This is a genomic window from Brucella pecoris (assembly GCF_006376675.1).
Taxonomy (GTDB): Bacteria; Pseudomonadota; Alphaproteobacteria; order Rhizobiales; family Rhizobiaceae; genus Brucella; species Brucella pecoris.
In genome coordinates this window covers 214,309-239,831 of sequence record NZ_VEWK01000006.1, presented here as the reverse complement: position 1 = coordinate 239,831, position 25,523 = coordinate 214,309, and the positions used below count along the sequence as shown (strand labels likewise).

Genomic DNA, 25,523 nt, shown 5'->3' with positions numbered 1-25,523 from the left:
GTTCTCACGCGGCGGTATCGATGCAGAGATATTTGAGTTCGGTGAAGGCTTCGATGCCCTGATGGGAACCTTCGCGGCCAAGCCCGGATTGTTTCCAGCCTCCGAAGGGTATCGGTGCGCCGGTGATCTTTGCGCGGTTGATGGCCACCATTCCGTATTCGAGCGCACGCCCCATGCGGAGCTGCCGTGCACCGTTTGCCGTTACAACGTACGCAACGAGACCATATTGTGTCGCATTGGCACGTGCGATGACTTCGTCTTCATCATCGAAAACCGCGACTGCGGCTACCGGTCCGAAAGTCTCGTCGTGCATTATCGCAGCATCGTCTGCCACATCGACCAGCAATGTCGGCTCGAAGAACAGTGCATTTTCTCCCACGCGGTTGCCGCCAACGAGCACCTTGCTGCCCCGCTTCTCGGCGTCCCGCACGTGTTCCTCAACCTTGTCGACCGCACGGCTATGCATTAGCGGCCCGATTTCTGTAGCCGGATCAAGCCCGTTACCAACTTTAAGTGCGGCGATGCGCGCAGCGAAGGCTTCGGTGAATGATTTCAGGATTCCGCGCTGGACAAAGATGCGATTTGCAGCAAGGCAATCCTGACCGGAAGTGGCAAACTTTGCAGCCATGGCGACATCGACCGCCCGCGTGACATCGGCGTCGTCGAAGATGATCAAAGGTGCATGCCCGCCGAGTTCCATGACAAGGCGCTTCACGGTGTCGGCACATTTGGTGGCAATCAGCCTGCCAATTTCGGTTGAGCCGGTGAAGCTCAACGCCCTGACACGCTCATCGCGACACATTGTGTCGACGATTGGCGCGGCCTTGCCGGTTACTACGTTGAAGATGCCCGCAGGCAATCCAGCTCTTTCGGCCAACTCGGCCAGGGCAAGCGCTGAAAGCGGTGTTTCAGAAGACGGATGCACGACAACCGGGCAACCGGCAGCAATCGCTGCGGCTGCTTTGCGCGTAATCATGGCATTCGGAAAATTCCACGGGGTGACAAGCGCCACAACACCAAGCGCCTCACGACGCACGAGCATCTCGGCATCCGCTAGATGGCTCGCTATGGTTTCGCCATTCAGCCGCTTGGCCTCTTCCGCGAACCATTCTATGAAAGATGCGCCATAATCGATCTCACCACACGATTCTGCCAGCGGTTTGCCCTGCTCCAGCGTCATCAGCAATGCGAGATCCTCGCGATTTGCGGTGACCAGTTCGAACCATCGCCGCAAGACTGCAGATCGTTCTTGGGGTAACTTATCACGCCAGGCCGGAAAAGCCTTTACAGCAGCATCGATTGCAAGCGTCGTCTCCACTTCACCAAGGCTTGCCACACGGGCTAACCGTCGGCCGGTCGCAGGATCGAGAACGGAGAAGGTTTCCGCTTTGCCTCCTGCTACCCAGCGTCCATCGACATAGCCAAGTTCGCGGAAAAGATGCTTGTCCCGAAGCCTGTTAAGCCCGTCATGTTGTATCGGATGATCCAGAACGGCATTCATTGTTCTTCTCCCAATTCTGGAAGAATCTTGTCACAGGATCGCTCTGAATTCGGACCAAAGGCACATCAACAGACATACGAATTGGACTAAATTTAAAAGCCAGACAGTCTGTTTGGGCTAGTCCGCCACTTCCTTGAACAGCGACAAAGGCGCGTTCGCTTTGTCGTCTTTGACCAGCTTCGTCACGATATAGGTGAAGTACCGCTCTATGCCAATGTTCTGATCCAGAAGGCGGTCGATCAAGCGCTGATAGCCATCAATATCGCGCGCAACGATCATCAGAAAATAGTCCACGCCACCGCCAACAGACCAGCAGGACACGATTTCCGGGATGGCTATGATAGCCCTTTCGAACCTGTCAAAATCGCTTTGACGATGATTGCCCAGGGTGATCTGCACAATGACGTGTGCAATGGGGGCTATTTTTCGATAGGCAATGCGTGCGTGATAACCAGTCACGATACCCGCCTCTTCCAGCTTGCGTAGTCGCAGCCAGCAGGGTGTCGCAGAAAGCCCGACCTTCTCCGCCAAGGCAAGCTTGGTGATCCGCGCATTCTCCTGAACGGCTTCAAGAATACGCAAATCGACGGCGTCGAGCTTAAAGGCGGCTTTCATTCTGTGGATCCAGCATCTGCAAACATTCCCGTTCTCATTGGCATGCCCCTGCGTCGCTGACAAGACTCGAGCGTTGAAAAGTCGTTACAGATCAAAATTGTAATGATCCAATTTAATTATTGACATGATAGGAATGGTCTTTCACACATATAGCCAAGAACAAAAAATCAAGCATATGGGGAACGAGGATGCGGCCTTACGGTTTCGCACGTGGTGCATTATTGCGCCTTCTGTCTGCTCTTTCGGTGCAGCGCGCGGCAAAACCTGACGCAGCCTCCCCATTGCCATGATGCGATGAGAGGCAGCGCCGTGCCAAGAATGATTGCTGGAATAATTGGCCTTGATGAAATCGAAGCCGCTCGCGCCAAGCTGAAGGGTCTTGTCGTGAAAACGCCGCTCACGCGTTCCGAATATCTCAGTGCACTTGCCGGAATCCCGGTTTATCTCAAGCTTGAAAATCGACAGACGACCGGTAGCTTCAAGTTGCGCGGTGCGAGCAATGCCATTCTTGATCTGTCGCCGGAAGATCGCACACGCGGAGTTGTGACTGCGTCAACCGGCAATCATGGACGTGCGCTTGCACATGCCGCATCCGAACAAGGATTGACCGCCACCGTTTGCCTTTCATCGCTCGTACCTCGCAACAAGGTCGATGCAATCCGCGACCTTGGTGCAGACGTGCGCATCGTTGGAAAATCCCAGGATGATGCCATGGAAGAGGTCGCGCGACTGGCCCGCGAAGATGGAATGAACGTCATTCCGCCATTCGACGATCCGCGCATTATTGCCGGACAAGGTACGATCGGCTTGGAAATTATCGATGACAATCCCGACATTGAGACGGTTCTCATTCCCCTTTCGGGTGGGGGACTTGCTGCTGGCATTGCTGCGGCAGTGAAAGCCAAGCGCCCTCATTGCCGTGTGATCGGGATTTCAATGCGTCGTGGCGCAGCCATGGATGCCAGCCTCAAAGCTGGCAAACCGGTCAATGTCGAAGAACTGGATACACTTGCGGATTCCCTGGGCGGCGGCATCGGGCTCAACAATCATTGGACTTTTGAAATGTGCCACTCGTTGCTGGACGACGTGATCCTGCTCGATGAAGAGGAGATCGCCGCCGGGATAAGGCATGCAGCAATACGGGAAGGTGAAGTCATCGAGGGCGCCGCAGCGGTCGGCATTGCCGGCTTATTGAGCGGCAAGATCAAGCCAACCGGACCAACAGCAGTCATCATATCAGGCGGCAATATTGATCCTGAACATCACCGCGCAATCGTGGAAGATCGCTATCGGAGGGCAGGCTGATGGCTGAGATGAGAATTCTGACCGAAGCCGATCTGCGACAGATCATAGCCCTCGACATTGAAAGCGTGGCTTGTGTGGAGGATGCGTTCCGCGCGCTCGCCAGTGGCGGTGTCAGCATGCCGCCTATTCTTCGGCTGGACATCCCGGCCGAACGTGGCGAAGTGGATGTGAAAACAGCCTATATTCCCGGGCTTAACAGTTTCGCCATCAAGGTAAGTCCGGGTTTTTTCAACAATCCCTCCATCGGCCTGCCATCAACCAACGGGTTGATGATCCAGTTTTCGGCCAAGACAGGGCTTATCGAGGCACTGTTACTGGATAATGGCTACCTGACCGACGTGCGCACGGCTGCAGCCGGTGCTGTCGCTGCAAAATATCTGGCACGGGAAAATGCCAGTGTCGCCACTATTTTCGGTGCTGGCATGCAGGCGGGAATGCAGCTTGAAGCATTGACACTGGTGCGGCCCATCAACGAAGCGCGGATTTGGGCACGCAATGTCAATAACGCGGAAAAAGCTGCGCGAAGCTTTAGTGAAAAACTCGAAATCTCAGTGAAGGCAGTCGCAGATGCGCAAGAAGCTTGCGACGGCGCTGACATCATTGTCACGACAACGCCATCGGAAACGCCGCTCGTCAAGGCCGGGTGGCTTGTCCCCGGCCAGCATATTACCGCGATGGGTTCGGATGCCGAGCACAAGAACGAGATCGATCCTGCCCTGTTCCAGCGCCCAATCATCTATGTTGCCGACAGCCTGTCCCAGACGCGCAGGCTCGGCGAGTTGCATCATGCAATTTCGGCTGGGGTTGTTGCGACGGATGCCGTCTTCCCAGAACTCGGCCAAATTGCACTCAATGCCCCGACATTCCAGCGGAAGGCAGAGGATATAACCTTCTGCGACCTCACCGGAACGGGCGTTCAGGATACGGCGATCGCTCGTCTCGCCACGGAGCGCGCCAGCCTGCGCAATGCAGGCACAAAAATCGATTCAATCAAAACTGCAGGAGCCAGTCGATGAGTGTGGAACTCAACTTCACCCGCACGGAATACGATCAGCGGATAGCCAAAACCCGTCGCGCCATGGAGAAGGCAGGCTTCGATATCATCATTGTCACCGACCCATCCAACATGCATTGGCTTACCGGTTATGACGGCTGGTCCTTTTATGTCCATCAATGTGTTGTGCTTGCAATGGACGGCGAACCAATCTGGTATGGTCGCGGTCAGGATGGTAATGGCGCAAAACGCACCGCATGGCTCAGCCACGACAGCATCATCGGCTACCCGGATCACTACGTGCAGTCGCTGGAACGTCACCCAATGGATCTTCTGGCGTCGATACTGGATGAAAAAGGCTGGGGTAACAAGACGATCGCCGTCGAGTTCGACAATTACTGGTACACGGCTGCCGCTCATCACGCCTTGCAGAAGCACTTGCCGAATGCCCGGTTCAAGGATGCGCAAGGACTGGTCAATTGGCAGCGCGCCGTCAAAAGCCCGACGGAAATAGACTATATGCGCAAGGCTGGACGCATAGTGGAAGCCATGCACCGACGCATCGCCGACAAAATCGAGCCCGGCATGCGTAAATGCGATCTGGTTGCAGAAATCTACGATGCAGGCACACGCGGCGTTGACGATTTCGGCGGCGATTATCCCGCCATTGTGCCGCTGCTGCCTTCCGGACCCGACGCATCCGCACCGCATCTGACCTGGAACGATCTGCCGATGAAGACCGGCGAAGGCACCTTCTTCGAAATCGCTGGCTGCTTTAAACGCTATCATTGCCCGTTGTCGCGCACCGTATTTCTCGGCAAGCCGACACAAGCCTTTCTTGATGCCGAAAAAGCCACCCTCGAAGGTATGGAAGCGGGACTTGCTGCCGCCCGTCCCGGCAACACCTGCGAAGATATCGCCAACGGCTTTTTTGCTGTGCTGAAGAAGTACGGGATCATCAAGGACAACCGCACTGGCTATTCAATCGGCCTGTCCTATCCGCCGGATTGGGGCGAGCGCACGATGAGCCTGCGCTCCGGCGACCGCACCGAATTGCAGCCCGGCATGACCTTTCATTTCATGACAGGTCTCTGGTTGGAAACCATGGGGCTGGAGATCACCGAGAGCATCGTGATCACCGAAACAGGCGTCGAGTGCCTGTCGAATGTGCCGCGCAAGCTCGTGGTTAAGGATTAGGACGCTGCGATGATGCACACTTCGCCTCCCTCACGTCCTTCCCCGATCACGCCGACCGTCGATCTCAACCGTGACGGCGTGCAGCACGGACATCTGCGACTGCCTTGGTCCAGAGACGATTCCGCATGGGGATCGCTGATGTTACCGATCTGCGTGATCCGGAATGGCGACGGTCCAACGGCTCTCCTGACGGGCGCCAATCACGGCGATGAATACGAAGGTCCGGTCGCGCTCTACGATCTCGCCGCCAATCTGAAACCGGAGCAGATCAGCGGGCGTGTCATCATTGTTCCGGCAATGAACTATCCAGCCTTTTTGGCGGGGACGCGAACATCCCCCATCGACAAGGGCAATCTCAACCGCAGTTTCCCCGGTCGCCCGGATGGAACCGTGACGGAAAAGATCGCGGATTACTTCACCCGCTACCTTCTGCCCGCAGCCGATATCGTCATGGATTTTCATTCTGGCGGACGGACGCTCGATTTCCTACCCTACGCCGCGGCGCACGCGTTGCCCGATACGGCACAGGAAGCGCGTTGTTTTGCCGGTGTGAAAGCCTTTTCGGCCCCCTTCTCCATGCGGATGATCGAAATCGACGCCGTGGGCATGTACGACACCATTGCGGAAGAAGCGGGCAAGGTGTTCGTGACAACCGAACTTTCCGGCGGCGGCACGATTTCAGCCCGCTCTGCCTCCATAGCCAAACGTGGCATTCGCAACCTTTTGTGCCATGCGGGCATTTTGCACGGAGAGGTGGAGCTTTCCCCTACGACGTGGCTCGATATGCCATCGCAGGAGTGTTTTGGCTTTGCCGATACCGAAGGTTTGCTTGAACCTTTGGTCGACCTCGGCGCAGATGTGCGCAAGGGCGATCTCATTGCGCGTGTTCATACTGTTGCCCGCACCGGCGTGGCCCCGCAGGAATATCGCGCAGCACTCGACGGGATTCTCGCTGCCCGTCATTTTCCTGGCCTTATCAAGATGGGCGACTGCCTATCGGTCATTGCCACGATCAGCGGGGAACCAGCCTCAAAATAAACCGATCAATGCCAGCCAACTGACAAGCCGGACGACAAAACAACCGGCATTCAAAAAGAGGAGTGAACACGATGCGCATGAAACTTCATACAATTTCCGCCCTGTTTTCGGCAGCCGCGGTCCTGGCTCTCACGCTTCCGTCACAGGCCGTTACGGTCGACGATCTCAAGAGTGCAGGCTTCGTTCGCGGAGCCACTGCCAACGAAGTCCCTTACGGCTACATGGATGAAAGTGGTGCGGCCAAGGGTATCGGTCCTGACGTCGCTGCTGCAATTTTCAAGAAACTCGGCATCGAGGAAGTCGATTGGACCGTTACTCCATTCGGCTCGCTCATTCCCGGCCTGAAAGCCAAGCGGTTCGAGTTTGTTGCGGCGGAGCAGAATGTCCTGCCGGATCGTTGCAAACAGGTTCAGTTCACTGTTGCAAATTCGAGTTACGGCGAAGGTCTTCTGGTCCCCAAGGGTAACCCGAAGAAGATTCATTCCTATGAAGACATCAAGAAGGATCCGTCACTGAAAGTTGCGATCGTTTCAGGTGCAGACCAGATCGATTTCCTGCATGGAATGGGTATTGATGAATCACAAATCGTCATGATCCAGGGCAATGCCGATGCGCCATCGACGGTTCAGACCGGACGCGCCGATGCCTATGCCGCAACGGAGTTGACGGTGGCCAAACTCGTCGACAATTCACCGGAACTGGAACAGGCGCATCCATTCACAGACCCGGTTGTCGACGGCAAATCTGCGAGAAGTTTCGGCGCCTTCAGCTTCCGTCCGGAAGATAAGGAGTTCTATGAAGCCTTCAACAAAGCGCTCATCGAGTTCAAGAAGACCGACGAGTACAAGAAAATCCTTATGACATATGGACTGAGCGAGGAGAGCGTCGAAGCTGCCCGAACTGTGGATACGGCCAGCCTCTGCAAAGCAAAGTAAGTTGAATTGCTGCCCGCCGAACCGGTTAACGGCTCGGCGGGCCTTGTCTCATCTCAACCGGGAGACGAACATATGCACTGGACGGAATATCTTCCTGCCCTGTTCAAAGGGGCGCAAATCACCGTCGTTCTAGCACTCAGTTCGATGGCCATCGGGACTGTAATGGCATTCGCTGCCGGGATCGCCCGATTTGCCGGTGGGCCGATCCTGTCCACGATTGCGGTGATCTATATCGAGATATTCCGCGGCACCTCGCTGCTCGTGCAGCTATTCTGGCTCTACTATGCTTTGCCGTTGATCGGCATTTCGTTTGATCCGATTACGACGGGCATCATGGGGCTTGGGTTCAATATCGGTGCATATGGCGCCGAAGTGGTGCGCGGTGCTTTACAGGCTGTTCCGGAAGCACAGCATGAAGCGGCGCGTGCGCTCAACTTCAGCAAGCGACATACTTTGTTTCATGTCATCCTGCCGCAAGCAGTGGTCGAAATGATGCCAGCGTTCGGCAACCTCGCCATCCACAATCTCAAGGATACCGCACTTGCCTCGCTGATCGCCATCAGCGACCTAACCTTCCAGGCCCAACGTCTGCGCAATCTGACACTCGACAGCGTGACGATCTATACACTGACCCTGTTTGGTTACTTCGCAATGGCGCTCGTGCTTGCTTCGGCTATTCGTTGGCTGGAACGGCGTCTGAAACGCCAGACCATGGCTGGAGGTTTCGCATGATCTACGGCTATGCCTGGGACACCTCGTCCACACTTTCCTTCGCAATTTCCATTCTGCCAATTCTGGCGATTGGTCTTACCGTAACCCTGAAAGCCGCTGCTACCGGCTTTGCAATTGCGCTGGTTCTAGGCCTCGTTTTCGCACTTCTGCGCCGCAGCCCTTACAAGATCATTTCATGGCCGACGGCAGTCGTGGTGGAATTCCTGCGCGACACGCCGCTGTTGGTGCAGCTTTTTTTCCTGTACTACGTGCTTCCGGTCTATGGCATTGTTCTGCCCGCATTCCTGACTGGCGCTCTGGCACTTGGCCTTCAATATTCAGCCTATACGTCAGAGGTTTATCGCGGCGGCATAGAAGCTATTCCGCGCGGACAATGGGAAGCGGCACGCGCCCTGAACCTTACGCCATGGCGTACCTATCGCGATATTGTCATTCCGCAAGCCGTGCCGCGGATTATTCCAGCCATGGGTAACTACCTCGTCTCCATGCTCAAGGAGACCCCGGTTCTATCTGTCGTCAGCATTGTCGACATGCTGAACCTCGCCAATCTGATCGGCGACCGTACCTTCGAATATCTGGTGCCGTTGTCGATGGTCGGCCTGATCTTCCTCGTACTAACCATTATCTGTTCGGCGCTGATACGCCTGCTCGAACGCACACTTCCAAAGAACGGGATCGCCCTTAAATGACCCAGGAAATTATCCGCTTTCAGGACGTAACCAAGCGCTTCGGGGCGCTGACGGTACTGGATCGCTTCAATTTTTCGGTCAAAACCGGTGAGAAGGTCACGCTTATCGGCCCCTCGGGATCGGGAAAATCGACCGTACTCCGCATCCTCATGACGCTGGAGCCCTTTCAGGAAGGCACGCTCGAACTCGCCGATATGTCCTACCACGAGCCAAACGGAAAAGGACAATTTCAGGCGAGCGAAGGCCATTTGCGCAAGATCAGATCGCATGTGGGCATGGTGTTCCAGAGCTTTAATCTGTTTCCGCACATGTCGGTGCTGCGCAATATCATCGAGGCCCCGATCCATGTGCTGGGCATGAAGCGTGGAGAAGCGGAGGCTCGTGCACTCGATCTGCTCTCGCTTGTGGGTTTGACGGACAAGAAGGATCACTATCCCTCGCAGCTTTCAGGCGGTCAGCAACAGCGCGTCGCCATCGCACGCTCACTGGCTATGCGTCCGCGTGTGCTCTTGTTCGACGAACCGACATCCGCACTTGATCCGCAGCTTGTCGGCGAAGTGCTTTCTGTCATTCGCGGTCTGGCGCAGGAACATGATCTGACCATGCTTCTTGTTACACATGAAATGCGATTTGCCCGGGAAGTATCTGACCGCGTTTGTTTTTTCGACAAAGGACGCATCTGCGAACAAGGCACGCCGGACCAGATATTCCAGGCACCGACCGAAGCTCGCACCAAGGAATTCCTACAGTCAGTGCTTTAAGGCCACTGACACGTCAATCACCTGGAGCGCATCCCGAAAAGTATGAAACGCTTTCCGGAACACGATGCGCGTAAAGACAAAAAGATAGCGCATTTCGATCTGATTGGATCAGATCGGCGCTCTAACTTCTTCTATTTCAAGCATAACTTTATCGATCCTCGTTTCACTCCAGTCGGATTATGCTCCAAAACAGGAAATGCTCTAGGCGATTGACCCCACATCGTAGACAGGCGGCAACTGGGCAAAAGTCTCGCGGATCGTCTCAAGCGCCATCTGCAAAGCCGAGCGTGAGAGCCGTCCGCCAAGGCAGATACGAATGCCGCCCTTAGCGCGATCAGCGCCCGCCACAAAAGGATCGGACGGCGTGACTGCTACACCTTTATTGGCAAGCGCGCGCACCAAACTATCCTCCGACCAGTTGTGAGGAATTTTCAGCCAGGCACAAAGCGACAGCGGATTGCTGCCCGCCACATGCGCACCCAAAATATCGGTAACTTGTGCCTGACGGGATCGCAGTTCACTACGCTGCATTGCAATCAGTTCCGCCGCCGTGCCATCTTCGATCCAGCGGCTGGCCATTTCACCCATAAGATTGACCCCACTCCAGCTCGTTACACGCAGAATGGATGTAACCCGAATGGAATATTGGGTCGGAACAACGAGATAACCAGTGCGCAACCCGGTCATGACCGTCTTGGTGAAGCTTGTTACAAAGAAGCCCAATTCAGGCAGAAGTTCCGGCATCGAGGGCAGTTTCTCTTCAAGAATGGGTTTGTAAACTTCATCCTCGATGACGCATACGGCATATCGCCGCGCTATTTCAGCAATTGCAATACGGCGTTCGGTTCCCATCAGATGGCTTGTCGGATTGCCCAGCGTCGGGATCATCACGAGCGCACGAACGTCACCGGCCTTGCAGGCGCTTTCAAGCGCATCGGGGAGAATGCCTTGCTCGTCAATCGGGAGTCCCCGCAGAGTGAACCCAAGTACATTGGCAAGACCGATAATGCCATGGTCAGTCAGGCTTTCCGTGAGCACTACCTCTCCAGGTTGAACGACAGCAGCGACAGCGAGAAACAGCCCATGCGCAGCACCATTCGTGATGATGATCCGACCCGGATCGACGTCTACCGATAGGCCGCGCAGCCAGTCCCTGGCGACAGCGCGATGCCGATCCAACCCCGCAATCGGACGACACGGGCGCATGAAGCTGGCATTGTCCGACTGGCTCATTTCCTCCAACAGGCGACGCGATGCATTTTCGTGCGCTTCTGTATAAACCGCCCGAATGATTGACAGATCTGCGGTTCCGCTGGGATCCCGGTCAAGCATAAACCGATCGGCTCGCTCCGTCACACGGTTGCAGACATAGGTTCCTCGACCGACCTCTCCACGTAGATAGCCACGACGTTCCGCCTCCTTGTAGCTGATACTGACTGTCTGCACCGAAAGCCCGAGCTTGTGGGCCAAATCTCGATGGGTCGGCATACGCGTTGCGGGCAGCAGAACGCCTTTCTCGATATCATCGATAATTTTGTCCGTTAAAAGCCGGTGCTTGGTCACGCCTTTGCGCATTTCCAATATGGGTTCCCACATTCGCCAGCCGACTCCATCATGACATATCCTGGATTGTCTTATTATACTGAAATATTATCATGACAATCCAGTCAAAACAGCAAATATGGAGAAGTCCGTATCGCTGGCGATGACCGAGCCCGATAGGATAGAAAGCCTAATGAGCCGAGCGCCTGAGACACGCAATAAATTGCGTCTAAAATGATACCGGAAACGCCAATGCAACATCATAAAAGATGACAAGACTTACAAAACAAGCTATTGATAGATAAAGATAATTCTATCTTTATCTATACACGTCGCTCCTCGCTGTTGGACGAAATGCGCATGAATGAAAAACGGAGCCCGCAGGCTTCCAAGCCGCAAAATCCAGCCAAACCGTTCCTCGAGAACGAACGCCCGACGCTGAAGACGATTGCATTCATGACCGGTCTCGGTGTGACGACCGTTTCACGCGCCCTGAAGGACGCACCGGAAATCGGACCGGAAACACGCAAGCGGGTGCAGTTAATCGCACGGCAGATCGGTTATCGCCCCAATCGTGCCGGTGTGCGACTTCGGACCGGCAAGACAAATGTCATTGCGCTCGTCCTGAATACGCAAGACGAGATCATGGGCTTTACCAGCCAGGTCATTCATGGTGTTGCGGATGTTCTGGCTGAAACGCAATACCATCTCATTCTTACGCCCTATTTCCATTCGCGGGCACCGATCGAGCCGATCCGATACATCGTGGAAACAGGTTCAGCCGACGGCATTATCTTCTCACGTACAGAACCGGACGATCAGCGCGTTCATTATCTGACGGAACACGATTTTCCATTTGCCACGCACGGTCGCACAGATGCGGGCGTCGAGCACCCGTTTCATGACTTTGACAATTTCACTTTCGCGCTGGATATGGTCGGAAAACTGTCCGTACGCGGACGAAAGCGGCTTGCTTTGTTAACCCCGCCCCCACACCTCACCTATTACCGGCATATGGTAGGTGGGTTTTATGAAGGGTTGCGTGCTTTTCATTGCAGCGGATCGCCACTTGAGGGCGTTGATCTGGATACGCCTCTTGAGGACTTGCGGCAGCAAATTGCTCAATTGATGAAAAGACCTGATCGACCGGACGGTATCATCTGCTCCGGCAGCGCCGCGGCACTGGCAATCGTCGCCGGTGTCGAAGATGCCGGATTGAATATAGGCAATGAAGTCGATGTGGCAGCCAAGCAGTCGACGCAAATCTTGCACTGGTTTCGCCCGGGATTGATTGTCGTCGAGGAGAGTTTCAAGCTGGCCGGGCAACAACTTGGTAAAGCCATCCTGGGCCGGATCAATGGTGTCGATGTCAGGTCCTTGCAGACAATCGGTTAAAAAATGGGCGGTTAAAAAATGGGCGGAGGCCACTCCAATCCCGCAGGATCGGAATAGCCTCCTATCGCTCGGGAGGAGCGATGCAAAGTCAGTTTGCCGCCCGCTTTTTTCTATTCTCTGCTGGTCGCAGCAAGGATTCTGCTGCGGTAATATCGAGTGCTTCCGGGCGAGTGCAGCGCGTTTCGATATCGATGAAACGCTTTTCTTCGCCCGACTTTAGAATCGCCAGCATGACATCGACCCCATGCAGTGCACGTTCCAGAGAACAACGCATATCGCAACCGTCGAGAATGGCAGCCGCCATATCTGCCAGACCCGCCGTCCTATAATTGGCAATCATACCTTGCGAATGCTGCTCATTGGCAATACCAAAGGGGTGCTCCCAATTCTCGACTGGTTTAACCGGCTCACCTGGCTTCGCCAGTTGCACTTCCCCTCCAAAAAAGTTGGGATCCGGCAGATAGAGCGATCCTTCGGTGCCATACAGTTCCATATTCGCATGGCGGTGCGCCCAGACATCCCAACTCGCTGAAAGGGTTATTGTTGCCCCCTGTTCGAATTCCAGCAATGCGTGAATGGTTGTCGGTGTTTCTACCGGAATGGTTTCGCCGTTGCGCGGTTCCGAACTGATCGTGCGAGTTGGTGTAGCGGCAGAAGTCAAAGCTGCAACACGCTTCACCGGCCCGATGAGATTGACGAGATTGGCGATGTAATAGGGCCCAAGATCAAGGATCGGCCCGCCACCCTGCCGGAAGAAAAAGTCAGGGTTCGGATGCCAGTGCTCCATGCCATGGCTCATGACATGGCATGTGCCCGACGTGATGCGGCCGACATTGCCGTTGTCGATCTCGCGGCGTGCCAACTGGTGTGCACCGCCAAGAAACGTATCGGGTGCACATCCCACTTTCAGATTGCGACCGTCGGCAAGCGCCTTCAGTTCCAGCCCCTGTGCCATCGACAGAACCAGTGGCTTTTCCGAGTAAGCATGTTTGCCTGCAGCCAGAATCTGCTTCGTAACGGCATAATGGGCATCGGGAACTGTCAAATTTACGACAATATCGATATCGTCATTCTGAAGTAGCGCATCAATAGTCTGCGCTTTTATGCCAAACTCTTCCGCACGCGCATTGGCTGCGGCTGGATTAATGTCGGCGCAGGCCCTAATTTCGATGCCACGAAACATGGGAGACAGCCGCAAATAGGCTGCGGATATATTGCCACAACCGATAATGCCGACACCAAGTGTCTTGGTCATTTCGTTCTCCAACTCAGAAATTCGCGACGGTTTCGATGGAACGGCTCGCAAATCGGCTGTCATCCGATGGATTATCGTGTTCCATGATGAAATAGCAGGCAGGCGTCTTGCGCAAAGCCGCAAACAATGCGGCCCAATCGACAGTTCCGTGCCCGACATCTTCCCAGCCGTCTTCGTCGATTTTCTCACCGGTTGCAGCGATGTCCTTGACATGGACCGCAAGAATGCGGTCGCCATAGCGCCCGATCCACTCCAGCGGGTCGGCACCACCTTTGATGATCCACGCAATATCCGCCTCCCATACAAGATCGGACGAAGCATCAAGAATATGCTGCTGTGGCACTGAGCCATCAGCCAAAGGACGGAACTCAAAATCGTGGTTGTGCCAGCCAAACGCATAGCCCGCCTTACGATAAGGCTCTCCGGCTGCTGTCAAGCGCTTTCCGAACTCCTGCCAACCGGTAACGCTATCCGGGCGGCGATCTGCCTCGAGATAAGGGCAGAAAATCGCCTTCATATCGGTGACCTTGGCAATTTCCAGAACGCGGTCGACTTCGTTTTCCAGCATATCCAGACCAAAGTGTCCGGTAGGCATGGAGAGCCCCAAAGTGTCCAGATCTTTCTTTAAGCGAACCGGATCGCCGTAAATTCCGCCATAGCCTTCCACCCGGCGATAACCGAGATCACGCAGCATGGTGAGCGTGCGCTCTAACGGTTGGAAGTTACGGGAGCTGTAAAGTTGATAGGAATATCCGTTCATGTCCTCATCCTTCAAACTCTGTCCTGATTTGTATCGGGCTTTCCTGAGGTCAAAAAGTCCCAGCGGCCCAAAGCGATCTTCGTGCCGTCCATTGAAAGCCAATAGTTTCGCCTCTTGCAGGAGGCTGTTAAGGGGAGCGTTTTTCGCTATTCATCTAAAGCCTCTCCTCCGTTTGGGCATCGAAAAGTGACAGGGCGTCAGGTTTGAAACCGATCCTAACCTTCTCGCCTGCCCGATAGCGTTTACCGGCTTCCACTCGCGCGGATAGCGGATGACCGTTCAAGCGAAGCCAGACAAGGCTGTCGGCGCCCATCGGCTCGTCCAGATCGACGGTCGCTTCAAAGCCGTTTTCGACGTCAAGCCTGATATGCTCTGGACGAACACCGAGGATCGCCTTCTGTCCTGGCGCCAGCTTCCCGTCATATCCGTCGAGCCGCACAGCAGTCTCTCCGATATGGAATACGGGCTCGCTTTGTGTGACCGTAATTTCCCCGGAAAAGAAATTCATCGACGGCGAGCCGAGAAAACCTGCGACGAACCGGTTTTTCGGCCGATTGTAGATTGTCAGCGGATCAGCCAGTTGCTGGACCACCCCGCCCTTCATCACTGCAATGCGATCCGCCAGCGTCAGGGCTTCTATCTGGTCGTGCGTGACATAGATCATCGTATTGCCAAGCTTCTGATGGAGGCGTTTGATCTCGACCCGCAGTTCTGAGCGCAATTTTGCATCAAGATTAGAAAGCGGTTCATCAAACAGAAATACATCGACGTCTCGTACCAGAGCACGGCCGATTGCGACACGCTGACGCTGACCGCCGGACAGCGCTGAAGGTTTACGCTGCAAAAAGGGTTCGATCTGGAGAATCTCGGCAGCACGCTTGATGCGCTTGTCGATCTCCGCTTTCGGCAGACCGGCGACGCGCAAGCCAAAGGAAAGGTTCTTTTCGACTGTCATCTGCGGATAAAGCGCATAGGACTGAAACACCATTCCAATGCCGCGATCCTTCGGTTCTTCCCACGTAACGTTGCGTCCCTTGATGTAAATGCTGCCTTCGGAGATATCGAGAAGGCCCGCCACGCAATTGAGCAGTGTGGACTTGCCGCAGCCGGAAGGTCCAAGAAGCACGAGGAACTCACCCTCCCCGATTTCGAGATTGAGATTCTGCAGCACCTCGACCGAGCCGAAGCCGAGCGACAGATCCTGGATGGAAACGCTTGAACTCATGATTTCATCCTTTCACTGCGCCGGCAGCGATACCGCGAACAAAGTAACGGCCTGAAAGAAAGTAAACGAGCAGCGGCACAGCACCTGTGAGAATGGTGGCAGCCATATTGACGTTATATTCCTTCACACCCTGCATGGAGTTGACGATATTGTTTAGCTGGACAGTCATCGGAAAATTCTGCGTTCCCGCAAACACCACGCCGAACAGAAAGTCGTTCCAGATACCAGTCACCTGCAGAATAATTGCGACGACGAAGATCGGCAGCGACATCGGCAGCATGATCTGAAAGAAAATGCGCCAGAAACCGGCACCGTCCACACGGGCAGCCTTGAACAATTCCGGCGGCAGACCTGCAAAATAATTACGGAACAACAGCGTCAGGATAGGCATACCGAAGATGGTATGGATGAAGACAACGCCGGTCAGCGTACCGAATATTCCAAGTTCGCGCGTAATGATAACGAGCGGATAGAGCATGACCTGATACGGAATGAATGCTCCGAACAGCAGGACCGAAAAGAAGATTTCCGATCCTTTGAACTTCCAGTTTGCCAGTGCGTAACCATTGACCGAAGCGATAGCGATGGAAACGATCACACTCGGCACGGTGATTTTGATGGAATTCCAGAAGCCCGCGCTGATGCCTTCGCAATAAAGGCCGGTACAAGCTTGGCTCCATGCCTTGATCCATGGTTCGAATGTGATCTCGACTGGCGGTGAAAAAATATTGCCCAGCCGGATTTCAGGCATGCCTTTCAGCGATGTGACGACCATCACGTAGAGCGGCAGCAGGTAATAGACCGCAGCAACAAACAGGACGCTGTAGAGCATAATGGTTGCAGGCGCAAAGCGTCGTTTCGGCTTGCGACCCCAGGGTTGGGATGCCGGCCTCTGCGCTGGGCGGATCCGGGTTGCTACAGCCTCATTTTTTGTTGGCATCTTCCTGTTCAGGACAGCTTCCGTCATCGGGCTTTCCTTCGGCTATATTCAAGCATCGTCCACGGAACGAGAATGATCAGAACAGTGGTCAGCATGACCGTAGAAGCGGCAAGACCCTGCCCCAGATTGGCCCAGCCGAACATGAAGTCGTAGACATATTTTGCCGGCACTTCCGATGCGATGCCAGGACCACCATTGGTCATGGCAACAACCAGATCATAAAGTTTGACGATACCTGTCGCGATTAATACGACGGTCGTCACCAGAACTGGGCGCATCATCGGGAGGATAATGAAAAGATAGGTTTTCCATTTAGGAATGCCGTCAACACGCGCAGCTTTCCAGATTTCATCGTCAACATTGCGCAACCCAGCCAGCATCAGAACCATGACCAGACCCGTCATCTGCCAGAGCCCGGCAATGACAATCGCATAGATGACGAAGGTGCGGCTCGACAGGATAGCCATCTGGAAATTGTCGAAGCCGATATCCCGAATGACCTTCTCCAAACCAAGTTGCGGATTGAATATCCACTGCCAGACGAGACCCGTCACAATGAACGACAGGGCATAGGGATAAAGGAAGATCGTGCGAAACGTATTTTCAAAGCGGATTTTCTGATCCATCAGTGCTGCGAGCACAAACCCCATCACAAGCGAGAATCCCATGCAAAGGATGCCATAGATCGCCAGATTGCGGACCGACACGTGCCAGCGGGTTGCGGAAAACAGGCGCATATATTGGTCGAATCCGACAAAATTCCATGTCGGCAGCGATTTGGAAGATGTGAAGGAATAGAAGACCGTCCAGAGCGTGCAACCTATAAAGACCACGAGAACGGTCGCGATCATCGGAATCGCTGCAACCTTCGCATTGAGATTGCGAAATATTCCCGGTGGCTTGCGCCTATAACCTTCGCCAATGACGGCCATAATGTTCCTCCCTGTCCCGGCTTTCGGGAAATCTTGCACCGTCCTCCTCATCGACGGCGCAAGAGCTGAACGAGACTATTGTGCCTGTTCGATAATCTCCGCAAAACGTTCCTGAATATCATCGACCGTCATGTCGGGATTGGAGAAAAACTCGGCTGCCAGGCTTTCGATCTGCCCCTGCGTATCCGGCGCACGCAATTGCTCCACAGACGGGACGATATTGTCCGGGTTCTTCAGAATATCGATACCGGCACGCATGCAGCTTGAAGCTGCATCAAGATCAACATCGCCACGGATTGGAAGCGAACCCTTGGCAAGGTTGAAAGCAACCTGCGTCTCCTTGGAAACGAGCATGCTTGCCAGCTTGAGCTGCGCCTTGGTAACTTCCGGATCTTTATTCTTTGGGAAGTAGATCGCGTCACCGCCGGTATCAAGATACTGGTGAATACCAAGACCGGGCAGGCAGTCATAATCCTTGCCTGCAACCTTGCCCGCAGTACCAAACTCGCCCTGCGCCCAGTCGCCCATAATCTGAGTACCTGCGCGACCGGTCAGCACCATGTTGGTTGCCTCGTTCCATGAACGACCGACATAACCCGGATCGGCTAGTGATCGTGCCTCCGCCAGAGCTTCAAAGACCTTTTTCATTTCCGGGCCACGTGCGGCCTCGGCATCCTTATCCTTATTCACCTTCAGATAGAGGTCTTTACCGCCAATTGCGGTTGTCAGAACGGTCAGCATACCGTTGACCTGCCAACCATCGCCGGTTGCCAACGGCACGATGTTCTTTTCCTTGAGCTTGGGACCGGCAGCGACAAGATCATTCCAGTTTTTCGGCGGCTCGGCTCCAGCATCACGGAATGCCTGCGGATTGATCCACATCCATTCCCAAGAGTGAATATTCAAGGGTACGCAGTAAAGACGCCCCTCATAAGTGCAGGATTCCAGAAGACTCTTCGGGCGAATGAACTCAGCCCAACCTTCCTTCTCTGCAAGCTCCGTCAGATCAGCCATCAAGCCACCCTGGACCAACTCTTCGGCCTGCCGTCCGTGATTGAGTTGGGTGGCTCCCATGGGATTGCCGCCGAGAATACGACTGATAATGATCGGCCGCGCAGTAGAACCGCTACCGGCAATGGCGCCATCAACCCATTTGTCACCGCCAAGCGCCTCATACTTTTCGGCCAGCACCTTGACCGCAGCAGCTTCGCCGCCAGATGTCCACCAATGCGTGACTTCCAGATCGGCCGCAGAAACCGGCCCGGCCATTGTTAACGTTGTCATAGTCAGACAAACGGATGCAGCAAGTACTTTTGCTCTTCCAGACAACATTTCATATCCTCCCAAATCTGAAACGTTACAGGTATGGTATTCAAAATGGCTTTTCTTGCAAGCCCTTAATTCTCAGCAACACCGACTTAGTAGCTAGATATGAGATAATTCGTTGAATTAACTAATTTTTCTAAAGTTTTAATTCTTTATGTGAATGTGCTTTCTTACACTTCGTCCCCATCGAAATTGATTAGCGAGTATCGATTTTCCTTGAATCTGTAACGTTACAGGTTGCGACTATATGCCAACAGAAAGGGCACCCATAAGGATGCCCTTTTTACATAATTCAGAATACGTTTGGATCAGGCTGCCTTACTCACAAGACCATGCGGATCGAGAACGAACTTTTTCGCGGCGCCCTGATCGAAACTCTCATAGCCTTTCGCCGCGTCCTCCAGCGAAATGACCTGAGCATTAACAACTTCCGCGATGTTCAGACGCCCATGGAGAATAGCCTGCATCAACTGACGACTATACTTCAGCACTGGTGTCTGGCCTGTATGGAATGACTGCGCCTTTGCCCAGCCAAGACCGAAACGAAGTGACAGGCTACCTTGTTTCGCAGCATTATCGACCGCACCTGGATCCTCGGTGACGTAGAGTCCCGGAATGCCGATAGCTCCAGCCGGGCGCGTTATCTCCATCATCTGGTTCAGCACGACCGCTGGTTGCTCGCCACCGCTATGGCCGCGCGCCTCGAAACCGACAGCATCGATAGCGCTATCGACTTCGTTGCTTCCTGTGACCTCTGCAATCATGTCACCGAGACGATCGCTTGCTGAAAGGTCGATAGGCTCGAAGCCCACCTTCCGCGCATGATCGAGGCGCTCTTTATTGAAATCACCGATCATGACGACTGCAGCACCCAGAATACGTGCGGATGCTGCCGCGGCAAGACCGACCGGCCCCGCGCCCGCCACATAAACGACCGAACCGACCCCGACGCCAGCCTTGACTGCACCGTGAAAGCCAGTCGGCAAAATGTCGGACAGCATGGTCAGGTCGCGGATTTTTTCCATCGCCTGCTCCCGATCAGGAAACTTCAGCAGATTGAAATCGGCATAGGGAACCATAACATAGCGGGCCTGCCCGCCGATCCAGCCACCCATATCAACATATCCGTAAGCACCGCCGGCACGTGATGGATTAACCGTCAGGCAAACGCCTGTGTCCTGTGTTTTACAGCAGCGGCAGCGTCCGCAAGCGACATTGAACGGTACCGATACGATATCGCCCACATCGAGCATCTCGACATCGCTACCCTTTTCGATGATTTCACCTGTGATCTCATGTCCAAGTACAAGGCCCGGCATTGCTGTGGTGCGTCCGCGTACCATATGCTGGTCCGAGCCGCAAATATTGGTCGAAATTACCTTTAGTATAACGGCGTGCTCCAGCTTCCGCCCGTCCGGTGCCGCTAACGCTGGATCTTCAATATCGCGCACTTCAACTTTGCCGGGTCGCAAATAAACGACGCCACGGTTCCTGCTCATGTCTACCTCCTCCAGGTCGAACAACACTGACAGATTTCAAACAATGCAATGATCGATAGTTCCCGGGCATATATTGAAAACACCCGCTCGAGGGAGGTTACAGACTGAAAGCAAGCAGCTCAGTCTCAATCGCGACACGTCTCATTCTAATTGACCTTGGGATGATGGAGTACAGCATCCTCAGTGTATAGGGAGTTTCGTGTGTCCTTCACCTTCATCGAAAATGAAGGCTGGACCGACAACACGTACATTGCGGTCGGTTAGGGGCGCAAAAGAGGTTGTCGAAACACTGGCATCCTCATTGCGGGCGGGGCGTGTATCCGGCATCGGAACAACGACGTTCTTGAACGCACGACTGCCTCTGTTACTGGCGCGTAACTCGCTGATCTTGCCGACATAACCGGCCCAGTCACATTTCCTGAAATCACTGCCACCCTGATAGTTATAGGCCGTGGGCAACTCGATATAGGGCCTGCCGCTGGAAACTGAGACCATATCCGCAGTCTCACCATTCGGATCGCTCAAAATATACAGATCGACATTCTCGCCCTGACAAATGAAGCGACATTGCGCCATTGCTTCTGTCACATTGTCGGATTTCTGAAACTGCGAATGCGGGGCCGGAAACAGATAGCCATCCGACAGACGTACACAATAAGTCAAAGCACCTTTGATACCGTTAGGTACCCATGGTTTGTTGTTCGTGGCAACGGACGAGGCTTTCGGTCGATCAAGTTTCACTTTTGTGGTTTGACTGGCAGCCGGTTGTTCAGCGCATGACCGAGAAGAAAGCGAACTGGATGAAAGCTGCCGCTGGATTTCGGCAATGCGTTGAGCAAGGTCACGGCACGGATTGAAGAAACCTCCACGTCCATCGTCTCCCTTACAACCACGACTGCGTTCCATCGCACGCAGCGCTGAAAGTTGGCGTTGCGTCATCAGATCCGCTGCACCGGCTGCTCGCGTACAGGACGCGGCAGCCAACTGCGGATAACAAAACAGTCCAATCAAAAGCAGTAAGGCGAAAGATTTTGCCACAACCAACACCTTTGAAACCTATGAATCCAGACCATTATCTTGCCGACAAGAGGTGAAGAGGCCTTTCCATTTCTGAACTCCCGCGCTTGGAATTCAGCACTTTATCAGGGTCCATTTCCGATACCAAAGCAGCCAGCGCCAGCCGCAGATAAAGAGGCGCGTCCGTGCGATCAATCGCTTTCAGCGCAACTCGCGAAATACCGAGAGAGTGGGCTAGCTCCTGTTCGGACGTGTTCAGGGATGCACAGATTCTCGCGAGCTTTTCATATGCGCGTCTACCCATTACCGTTGTTCCCTCCTCTGTAATTGGCGATCAGTTTCGACAGCCATTGTCTTTACCATTTTATATTCAGCCCCAAATTACCTTCCCATATCCGGTTGCGCTCGCCACCAAGATTGGTCGTGTAGTCCGCTGTCGCAAACAGACTGGCTTTCTCGGTAATATCTAAAGTCAGCCCACCCCCCAGTTCCAGCGAAGTGCCTTTGAGGTCGGTTACAATCGGATCGGTGGCAAAACGCACGGACTGGTCTGATGAAAAGTTCTGCCAGAGATTGGCTTTCAGATATGGCCGTAGTTTTCCGACGGTTGTATCCTGTTTGCCCTGCAGTCTGAACCCGATACGTCCAGTCCACGCATCGTCTGTGTCAAACGATACCGAAGAATATCGATCAGCCTGATCGTCAAGCGAGAGACGCTGCCAGATCAATTGCGCCTGCGGCTCCAGTGTCAAGCTTTCGCTCAGAGCGATAGGATACCCGCCTTCAAGCGAAGCCGTAACCCCATGCCCATCGAGATCGATACTCTGACCTTCATTCGAGGTCGCATCTCCACCGAACCAGGTTCCCATAAGTATGGCGTCGAGATACCAGCCCTGCGGCCCGACATGAGTCCAATATCCGCCGAAACTCGTACCTGTAACTTCCAGATCACCGACAGCGAGATCGTTCCATCCGAGCGCTTGCCCGGTGACGTCGCCAGTAGCACGGGCATAACCGAAGAATAGACCAAACCGGTCAAAATGTCCGCCATCGGTTTCGCGGCCCAGAATATCCTGTCCAGCCTGAATACCAAAGAGCTTTCCGTCAAGCCCTGGAGCGACTGTACCTTTCCATTTCATGTCGATGTCTTGTCCGAAAACTCTGGCCCAGCTTGAAGGCAGGTATCCGGCAGCTTCTAGCAAATCTTGTTCACCGCGACGTTCATGGAAGGTGCCCAGAGTGGAGAGAGCCAGATGATGCGCGACAGGTGGCAAAGCCGAATAAACCGGCACTTCCACACGATAGAGCGGTATAACGTCGCCCTTCACCCGCGTTGCTCCGGGCGAAGGCGGAACTGCGCCATCAAAGGGAAGTGCAACATCATGTTGCTGCCCCGTTGTGTTATCAGGAGGGTTGGGTGCTTCAGCCGACACTGGGGGTGGAGGTGCGTGAGGCGCAGGAGATTCTTCAGTTACAGGAGTTGATGTGTCGTCGGGGTTTCCGTCATTGGGGTCGACGGGCAACACCGCTGGCGGTTGTTCAAGCGCAGGTGGCGGCGCGGTTGTTTCTGGCTCTTCCGGCGCGACAGCGGTTCCATCCGTCGCAGCGGGTGGATCGCTTCCGCGCACCAACGTGGATCTCAGATACCAGTTCTCGGCCGTTTTCGCCGATACACCGCCCCTGAACAGAAAATATTCGTAAGCGCCGGCTGCCGCACGACCATTCAGCGAGAACGCATTCTGACTGGTGGAACCACCATTCAGCGCCTCCACGACCATGATACCGTCCGCATTCGTTGCGGCACCTGCCCCACCAACATTCGTCACAGCAATACTGGTGCTGCCTGATGCAACACCTGTATTGATCACGAGTTTATCAGAAGGCGAATTATCGGAACCAAGAACAGTATCGACAAACAAAAGACCGTTCTGCCCGACATAGTTGCCCTTGATCGTAAATGCGTCGGTGGTGTTAATCCCACCGTTGGTGAGATCAATACGCCCAGCGTTGTAAACATTGGCTAACTGACCCGCAGTGAAGGGATTCACACCGCTCTTTGTGCCACCACCATAAACAGTACTCGTCGCATCGATACTGAGTGTTCCCGTTCGGGTTCCAGCATCGCCTAGTGTAAGAGCATTGTCGAATACGAGCCGCGTGTCATTGGTAAGGTTGATTGTCTCCCAGCTATCAAACCGGGCGACGTTTCCGGTTTTTACATTGCTGAATGTGAGGACATCACTCCCCTCACCACCGGTAAGCTGTTTGGTCGCGCCTATATTGGCATCCGTCAGATTGGCAAGAACAGCAGTATCGTTATCTGGGCCGAGGTCGATCTTCCCATAGATTATGCCACCGCCATTCCATGAGAACTGATCATTGCCGAAGCCGAGCAAAACATCGCCAGCAACCGTGCCACCCGTCATCGTTACACTGTCGGTTCCGCTACTGATGCTGATATTGCCGCCGATCATACCTCGCCGTCATCAAACGCATCAACGATCCGCCCGCCCGACATGAAAAAACGGTCGTAACCATTGCCTTGATTGAGCGAGCCGATCTCGCCGCCCGTTATCTGGAACTCGTCTATATTGTTTCCCTGACGAACATTGCCCGTAGCCCTTCCACCCGAGATGAGAAAACTATTAAGACCATCGCCCTGATTGACACTACCCACAATCAAACCGGAATGGACCTCCACTCGATCTACACCGGAGCCGAACGTAATATTTCCATTCAGGGTTCCCGTTCCTCCGTTCGGCAAAAGCAACGTATTGTTACCATTGAGGTCTATAAGGCCGCCGGGTGACGTGCCGCTATCACAAATGAATGTGTCGTCGCCAAGTGTCGGTGAAAACAAACATGCGGCAGCGGCCGGAGTGCTTTGCAGCAAAACCGCGCCCAGCGATATCAACGCTGTACTGGATAAAAAATGGAACGCGCACGAACCGGTCTTGCGACGATGCATTGAAACCCCTCAGCTACCTGCGATACGCTACTCGCAACAATAGAAGGGCATTTTCTTTCATTAGGCAACGCAAAATATCAGACAAAAACTGAAAATACTTCTACATAAAAAAGATAATCAAGAAAACAAAGCAAACCCATCGATTGACCCAATATGATTTCCATTCCTGCAGAGTAAACCTGATTCAGATATATTCTACTGCGTAAGCCACGAATTTTATTACGAAAACCGCTCTACCCCCCGTGAATAGGGGGATGCTTTCATGTGCGATATCAACAACCATTGATGGAGTCACCCTGATAAAATCAGACAATAGTTGCAACACATCGGAGGTTTCAAAATGGGGCAAATATTAACTTTATCTCAGAGAAACCTCACTACCGGCAGTGCATGAGCTCCTCTTGACCCAAAACCGAAGAAGCAGATCGATTGAAGCATAAAATCACAGCAGATTCGTTGGTGAGTTGGGTGGTAGTAATATGGCGAGCAAAATGGGCCTGATCAGAATTCGACCGTTCCAGACAGATGACGCGGAAGGTGTTTTTAAGGTAATTCTGCCTATACAACAAAACGAGTTCGACATCCCTAACACCGCAGGAGATCAACCGGACCTGCGAGACGTGAATGGCTTTTATCGTCAGGGAAACGGTGAATTCTGGGTAGCGGAAGTCGATGGCTGCATCAACGACTGACTGGTTTCTGGGCGCTCATCGATTTTATGAGAAGAACGGTTCTGCGAAATAGCCCGCACAGACCTCCCGGAAAGTTTTCCCCCTCATGGCAGTCGATACAAAATTCTATGCGATAGAACTATCCTGACGCGAGCGAACGCGTCTGAAACCGGCAAGAATTTGAACGCGTGTCACCACTCGCATAGCTGTGCGAGCAGCTTCTACG

Annotated in this window: 20 protein-coding genes and 2 pseudogenes; 10 read left to right on the top strand and 12 right to left on the bottom strand. The window is 54.0% G+C overall.

Annotation, left to right across the window (positions count from 1 at the left end; genetic code table 11):
- Nucleotides 1-4: 4 nt before the first annotated feature.
- Together FIB18_RS13510 and FIB18_RS13505 are read right to left on the bottom strand one after the other, a co-directional pair.
- On the bottom strand, nt 5-1,501 hold the full coding sequence (locus tag FIB18_RS13510) for an NAD-dependent succinate-semialdehyde dehydrogenase (protein WP_140021210.1): 1,497 nt from the start codon (nt 1,499-1,501) through the stop codon (nt 5-7).
- A gap of 117 nt (nt 1,502-1,618) precedes the next feature.
- Nucleotides 1,619-2,116 carry an Lrp/AsnC family transcriptional regulator gene (locus tag FIB18_RS13505; RefSeq protein WP_140021209.1) on the bottom strand — a complete coding sequence of 166 codons (498 nt, stop codon included), beginning with the start codon at nt 2,114-2,116 and terminating at the stop codon, nt 1,619-1,621.
- Between the two features lie 318 nt (nt 2,117-2,434).
- Here FIB18_RS13505 and eutB point away from each other — a divergent pair, with 318 nt between their 5' ends.
- The 8 genes from eutB to ehuA all read left to right on the top strand — a co-directional run bounded on the left by eutB (nt 2,435) and on the right by ehuA (nt 9,767).
- Nucleotides 2,435-3,421 (top strand): hydroxyectoine utilization dehydratase EutB, encoded by a 987-nt coding sequence (eutB, locus tag FIB18_RS13500; protein WP_174977429.1) that lies wholly within the window; start codon nt 2,435-2,437, stop codon nt 3,419-3,421.
- Nucleotides 3,421-4,437 carry a cyclodeaminase gene (locus FIB18_RS13495; protein ID WP_140021208.1) on the top strand — a complete coding sequence of 339 codons (1,017 nt, stop codon included), beginning with the start codon at nt 3,421-3,423 and terminating at the stop codon, nt 4,435-4,437. The genes eutB and FIB18_RS13495 overlap by 1 nt, the downstream gene beginning before the upstream one ends.
- Nucleotides 4,434-5,612 (top strand): ectoine hydrolase DoeA, encoded by a 1,179-nt coding sequence (gene doeA / locus FIB18_RS13490; protein ID WP_140021207.1) that lies wholly within the window; start codon nt 4,434-4,436, stop codon nt 5,610-5,612. Before FIB18_RS13495 ends, doeA begins: the two co-directional genes overlap by 4 nt.
- Before the next feature lie 9 nt (nt 5,613-5,621).
- A complete protein-coding gene (doeB, locus tag FIB18_RS13485; protein WP_140021206.1) occupies nt 5,622-6,650 on the top strand; it encodes a N(2)-acetyl-L-2,4-diaminobutanoate deacetylase DoeB in 1,029 nt (342 codons plus the stop codon).
- 71 nt (nt 6,651-6,721) lie between these two features.
- A complete protein-coding gene (ehuB, locus tag FIB18_RS13480) occupies nt 6,722-7,585 on the top strand; it encodes an ectoine/hydroxyectoine ABC transporter substrate-binding protein EhuB (protein ID WP_140021205.1) in 864 nt (287 codons plus the stop codon).
- A 72-nt stretch (nt 7,586-7,657) separates the two neighbouring features.
- Nucleotides 7,658-8,317, top strand: a complete 660-nt coding sequence (gene ehuC, locus FIB18_RS13475; RefSeq protein WP_140021204.1) for an ectoine/hydroxyectoine ABC transporter permease subunit EhuC — start codon at nt 7,658-7,660, stop codon at nt 8,315-8,317.
- Nucleotides 8,314-9,006 (top strand): ectoine/hydroxyectoine ABC transporter permease subunit EhuD, encoded by a 693-nt coding sequence (ehuD, locus tag FIB18_RS13470; RefSeq protein ID WP_140021203.1) that lies wholly within the window; start codon nt 8,314-8,316, stop codon nt 9,004-9,006. The genes ehuC and ehuD overlap by 4 nt, the downstream gene beginning before the upstream one ends.
- Nucleotides 9,003-9,767 carry an ectoine/hydroxyectoine ABC transporter ATP-binding protein EhuA gene (ehuA, locus tag FIB18_RS13465; protein WP_140021202.1) on the top strand — a complete coding sequence of 255 codons (765 nt, stop codon included), beginning with the start codon at nt 9,003-9,005 and terminating at the stop codon, nt 9,765-9,767. Before ehuD ends, ehuA begins: the two co-directional genes overlap by 4 nt.
- A gap of 201 nt (nt 9,768-9,968) precedes the next feature.
- On the opposite strand, the gene ehuR is transcribed toward ehuA, so the two are convergent.
- The gene (gene ehuR / locus FIB18_RS13460) at nt 9,969-11,363 is read right to left on the bottom strand and encodes a MocR-like ectoine utilization transcription factor EhuR (protein ID WP_140021201.1); all 1,395 of its coding nucleotides are present in this window, start codon (nt 11,361-11,363) and stop codon (nt 9,969-9,971) included.
- Between the two features lie 306 nt (nt 11,364-11,669).
- Between ehuR and FIB18_RS13455 the strand changes: the two genes are divergently transcribed.
- The gene (locus FIB18_RS13455) at nt 11,670-12,704 is read left to right on the top strand and encodes a LacI family transcriptional regulator (RefSeq protein WP_174977426.1); all 1,035 of its coding nucleotides are present in this window, start codon (nt 11,670-11,672) and stop codon (nt 12,702-12,704) included.
- Nucleotides 12,705-12,792: 88 nt separating this feature from the next.
- On the opposite strand, the gene FIB18_RS13450 is transcribed toward FIB18_RS13455, so the two are convergent.
- The 9 genes and pseudogenes from FIB18_RS13450 to FIB18_RS13405 form a co-directional block, all read right to left on the bottom strand.
- A complete protein-coding gene (locus FIB18_RS13450; protein WP_140021199.1) occupies nt 12,793-13,959 on the bottom strand; it encodes a Gfo/Idh/MocA family protein in 1,167 nt (388 codons plus the stop codon).
- A 13-nt stretch (nt 13,960-13,972) separates the two neighbouring features.
- On the bottom strand, nt 13,973-14,719 hold the full coding sequence (locus FIB18_RS13445; RefSeq protein WP_140021198.1) for a sugar phosphate isomerase/epimerase family protein: 747 nt from the start codon (nt 14,717-14,719) through the stop codon (nt 13,973-13,975).
- A 154-nt stretch (nt 14,720-14,873) separates the two neighbouring features.
- Nucleotides 14,874-15,944 carry an ABC transporter ATP-binding protein gene (locus FIB18_RS13440; RefSeq protein WP_140021197.1) on the bottom strand — a complete coding sequence of 357 codons (1,071 nt, stop codon included), beginning with the start codon at nt 15,942-15,944 and terminating at the stop codon, nt 14,874-14,876.
- 4 nt (nt 15,945-15,948) lie between these two features.
- Nucleotides 15,949-16,911 (bottom strand): carbohydrate ABC transporter permease, encoded by a 963-nt coding sequence (locus FIB18_RS13435; protein WP_140021196.1) that lies wholly within the window; start codon nt 16,909-16,911, stop codon nt 15,949-15,951.
- The gene (locus tag FIB18_RS13430) at nt 16,908-17,816 is read right to left on the bottom strand and encodes a carbohydrate ABC transporter permease (protein ID WP_140021195.1); all 909 of its coding nucleotides are present in this window, start codon (nt 17,814-17,816) and stop codon (nt 16,908-16,910) included. Before FIB18_RS13430 ends, FIB18_RS13435 begins: the two co-directional genes overlap by 4 nt.
- A 75-nt stretch (nt 17,817-17,891) precedes the next feature.
- Nucleotides 17,892-19,148, bottom strand: a complete 1,257-nt coding sequence (locus FIB18_RS13425; protein ID WP_174977425.1) for an ABC transporter substrate-binding protein — start codon at nt 19,146-19,148, stop codon at nt 17,892-17,894.
- 302 nt (nt 19,149-19,450) lie between these two features.
- Nucleotides 19,451-20,641 (bottom strand): formaldehyde dehydrogenase, glutathione-independent, encoded by a 1,191-nt coding sequence (gene fdhA, locus FIB18_RS13420; RefSeq protein ID WP_140021193.1) that lies wholly within the window; start codon nt 20,639-20,641, stop codon nt 19,451-19,453.
- Between the two features lie 180 nt (nt 20,642-20,821).
- Nucleotides 20,822-21,580 carry a DUF2865 domain-containing protein gene (locus FIB18_RS13415; RefSeq protein WP_235894892.1) on the bottom strand — a complete coding sequence of 253 codons (759 nt, stop codon included), beginning with the start codon at nt 21,578-21,580 and terminating at the stop codon, nt 20,822-20,824.
- A 434-nt stretch (nt 21,581-22,014) separates the two neighbouring features.
- Nucleotides 22,015-24,626 (bottom strand): annotated as a pseudogene (locus FIB18_RS13405) (autotransporter domain-containing protein).
- 491 nt (nt 24,627-25,117) lie between these two features.
- On the opposite strand from FIB18_RS13405, the pseudogene FIB18_RS13400 reads away from it, so the two are divergent.
- Nucleotides 25,118-25,445, top strand: a pseudogene (locus FIB18_RS13400) (hypothetical protein).
- Nucleotides 25,446-25,523: the final 78 nt, after the last annotated feature.

Bases quoted from the DNA above. Each gene is read 5' to 3' on its own strand.
- FIB18_RS13455 (WP_174977426.1), top strand. From the start codon at position 11,670: ATGAATGAAAAACGGAGCCCGCAGGCTTCCAAGCCGCAAAATCCAGCC.
- doeB (WP_140021206.1), top strand. From the start codon at position 5,622: ATGATGCACACTTCGCCTCCCTCACGTCCTTCCCCGATCACGCCGACC.
- ehuC (WP_140021204.1), top strand. From the start codon at position 7,658: ATGCACTGGACGGAATATCTTCCTGCCCTGTTCAAAGGGGCGCAAATC.
- ehuB (WP_140021205.1), top strand. From the start codon at position 6,722: ATGCGCATGAAACTTCATACAATTTCCGCCCTGTTTTCGGCAGCCGCG.
- FIB18_RS13450 (WP_140021199.1), bottom strand. From the start codon at position 13,959: ATGACCAAGACACTTGGTGTCGGCATTATCGGTTGTGGCAATATATCC.
- FIB18_RS13495 (WP_140021208.1), top strand. From the start codon at position 3,421: ATGGCTGAGATGAGAATTCTGACCGAAGCCGATCTGCGACAGATCATA.
- eutB (WP_174977429.1), top strand. From the start codon at position 2,435: ATGATTGCTGGAATAATTGGCCTTGATGAAATCGAAGCCGCTCGCGCC.
- ehuR (WP_140021201.1), bottom strand. From the start codon at position 11,363: ATGTGGGAACCCATATTGGAAATGCGCAAAGGCGTGACCAAGCACCGG.
- FIB18_RS13440 (WP_140021197.1), bottom strand. From the start codon at position 15,944: ATGAGTTCAAGCGTTTCCATCCAGGATCTGTCGCTCGGCTTCGGCTCG.
- fdhA (WP_140021193.1), bottom strand. From the start codon at position 20,641: ATGAGCAGGAACCGTGGCGTCGTTTATTTGCGACCCGGCAAAGTTGAA.
- ehuD (WP_140021203.1), top strand. From the start codon at position 8,314: ATGATCTACGGCTATGCCTGGGACACCTCGTCCACACTTTCCTTCGCA.
- FIB18_RS13510 (WP_140021210.1), bottom strand. From the start codon at position 1,501: ATGAATGCCGTTCTGGATCATCCGATACAACATGACGGGCTTAACAGG.
- FIB18_RS13505 (WP_140021209.1), bottom strand. From the start codon at position 2,116: ATGAAAGCCGCCTTTAAGCTCGACGCCGTCGATTTGCGTATTCTTGAA.
- FIB18_RS13415 (WP_235894892.1), bottom strand. From the start codon at position 21,580: ATGACGCAACGCCAACTTTCAGCGCTGCGTGCGATGGAACGCAGTCGT.
- doeA (WP_140021207.1), top strand. From the start codon at position 4,434: ATGAGTGTGGAACTCAACTTCACCCGCACGGAATACGATCAGCGGATA.
- FIB18_RS13425 (WP_174977425.1), bottom strand. From the start codon at position 19,148: ATGTTGTCTGGAAGAGCAAAAGTACTTGCTGCATCCGTTTGTCTGACT.
- ehuA (WP_140021202.1), top strand. From the start codon at position 9,003: ATGACCCAGGAAATTATCCGCTTTCAGGACGTAACCAAGCGCTTCGGG.
- FIB18_RS13445 (WP_140021198.1), bottom strand. From the start codon at position 14,719: ATGAACGGATATTCCTATCAACTTTACAGCTCCCGTAACTTCCAACCG.
- FIB18_RS13435 (WP_140021196.1), bottom strand. From the start codon at position 16,911: ATGACGGAAGCTGTCCTGAACAGGAAGATGCCAACAAAAAATGAGGCT.
- FIB18_RS13430 (WP_140021195.1), bottom strand. From the start codon at position 17,816: ATGGCCGTCATTGGCGAAGGTTATAGGCGCAAGCCACCGGGAATATTT.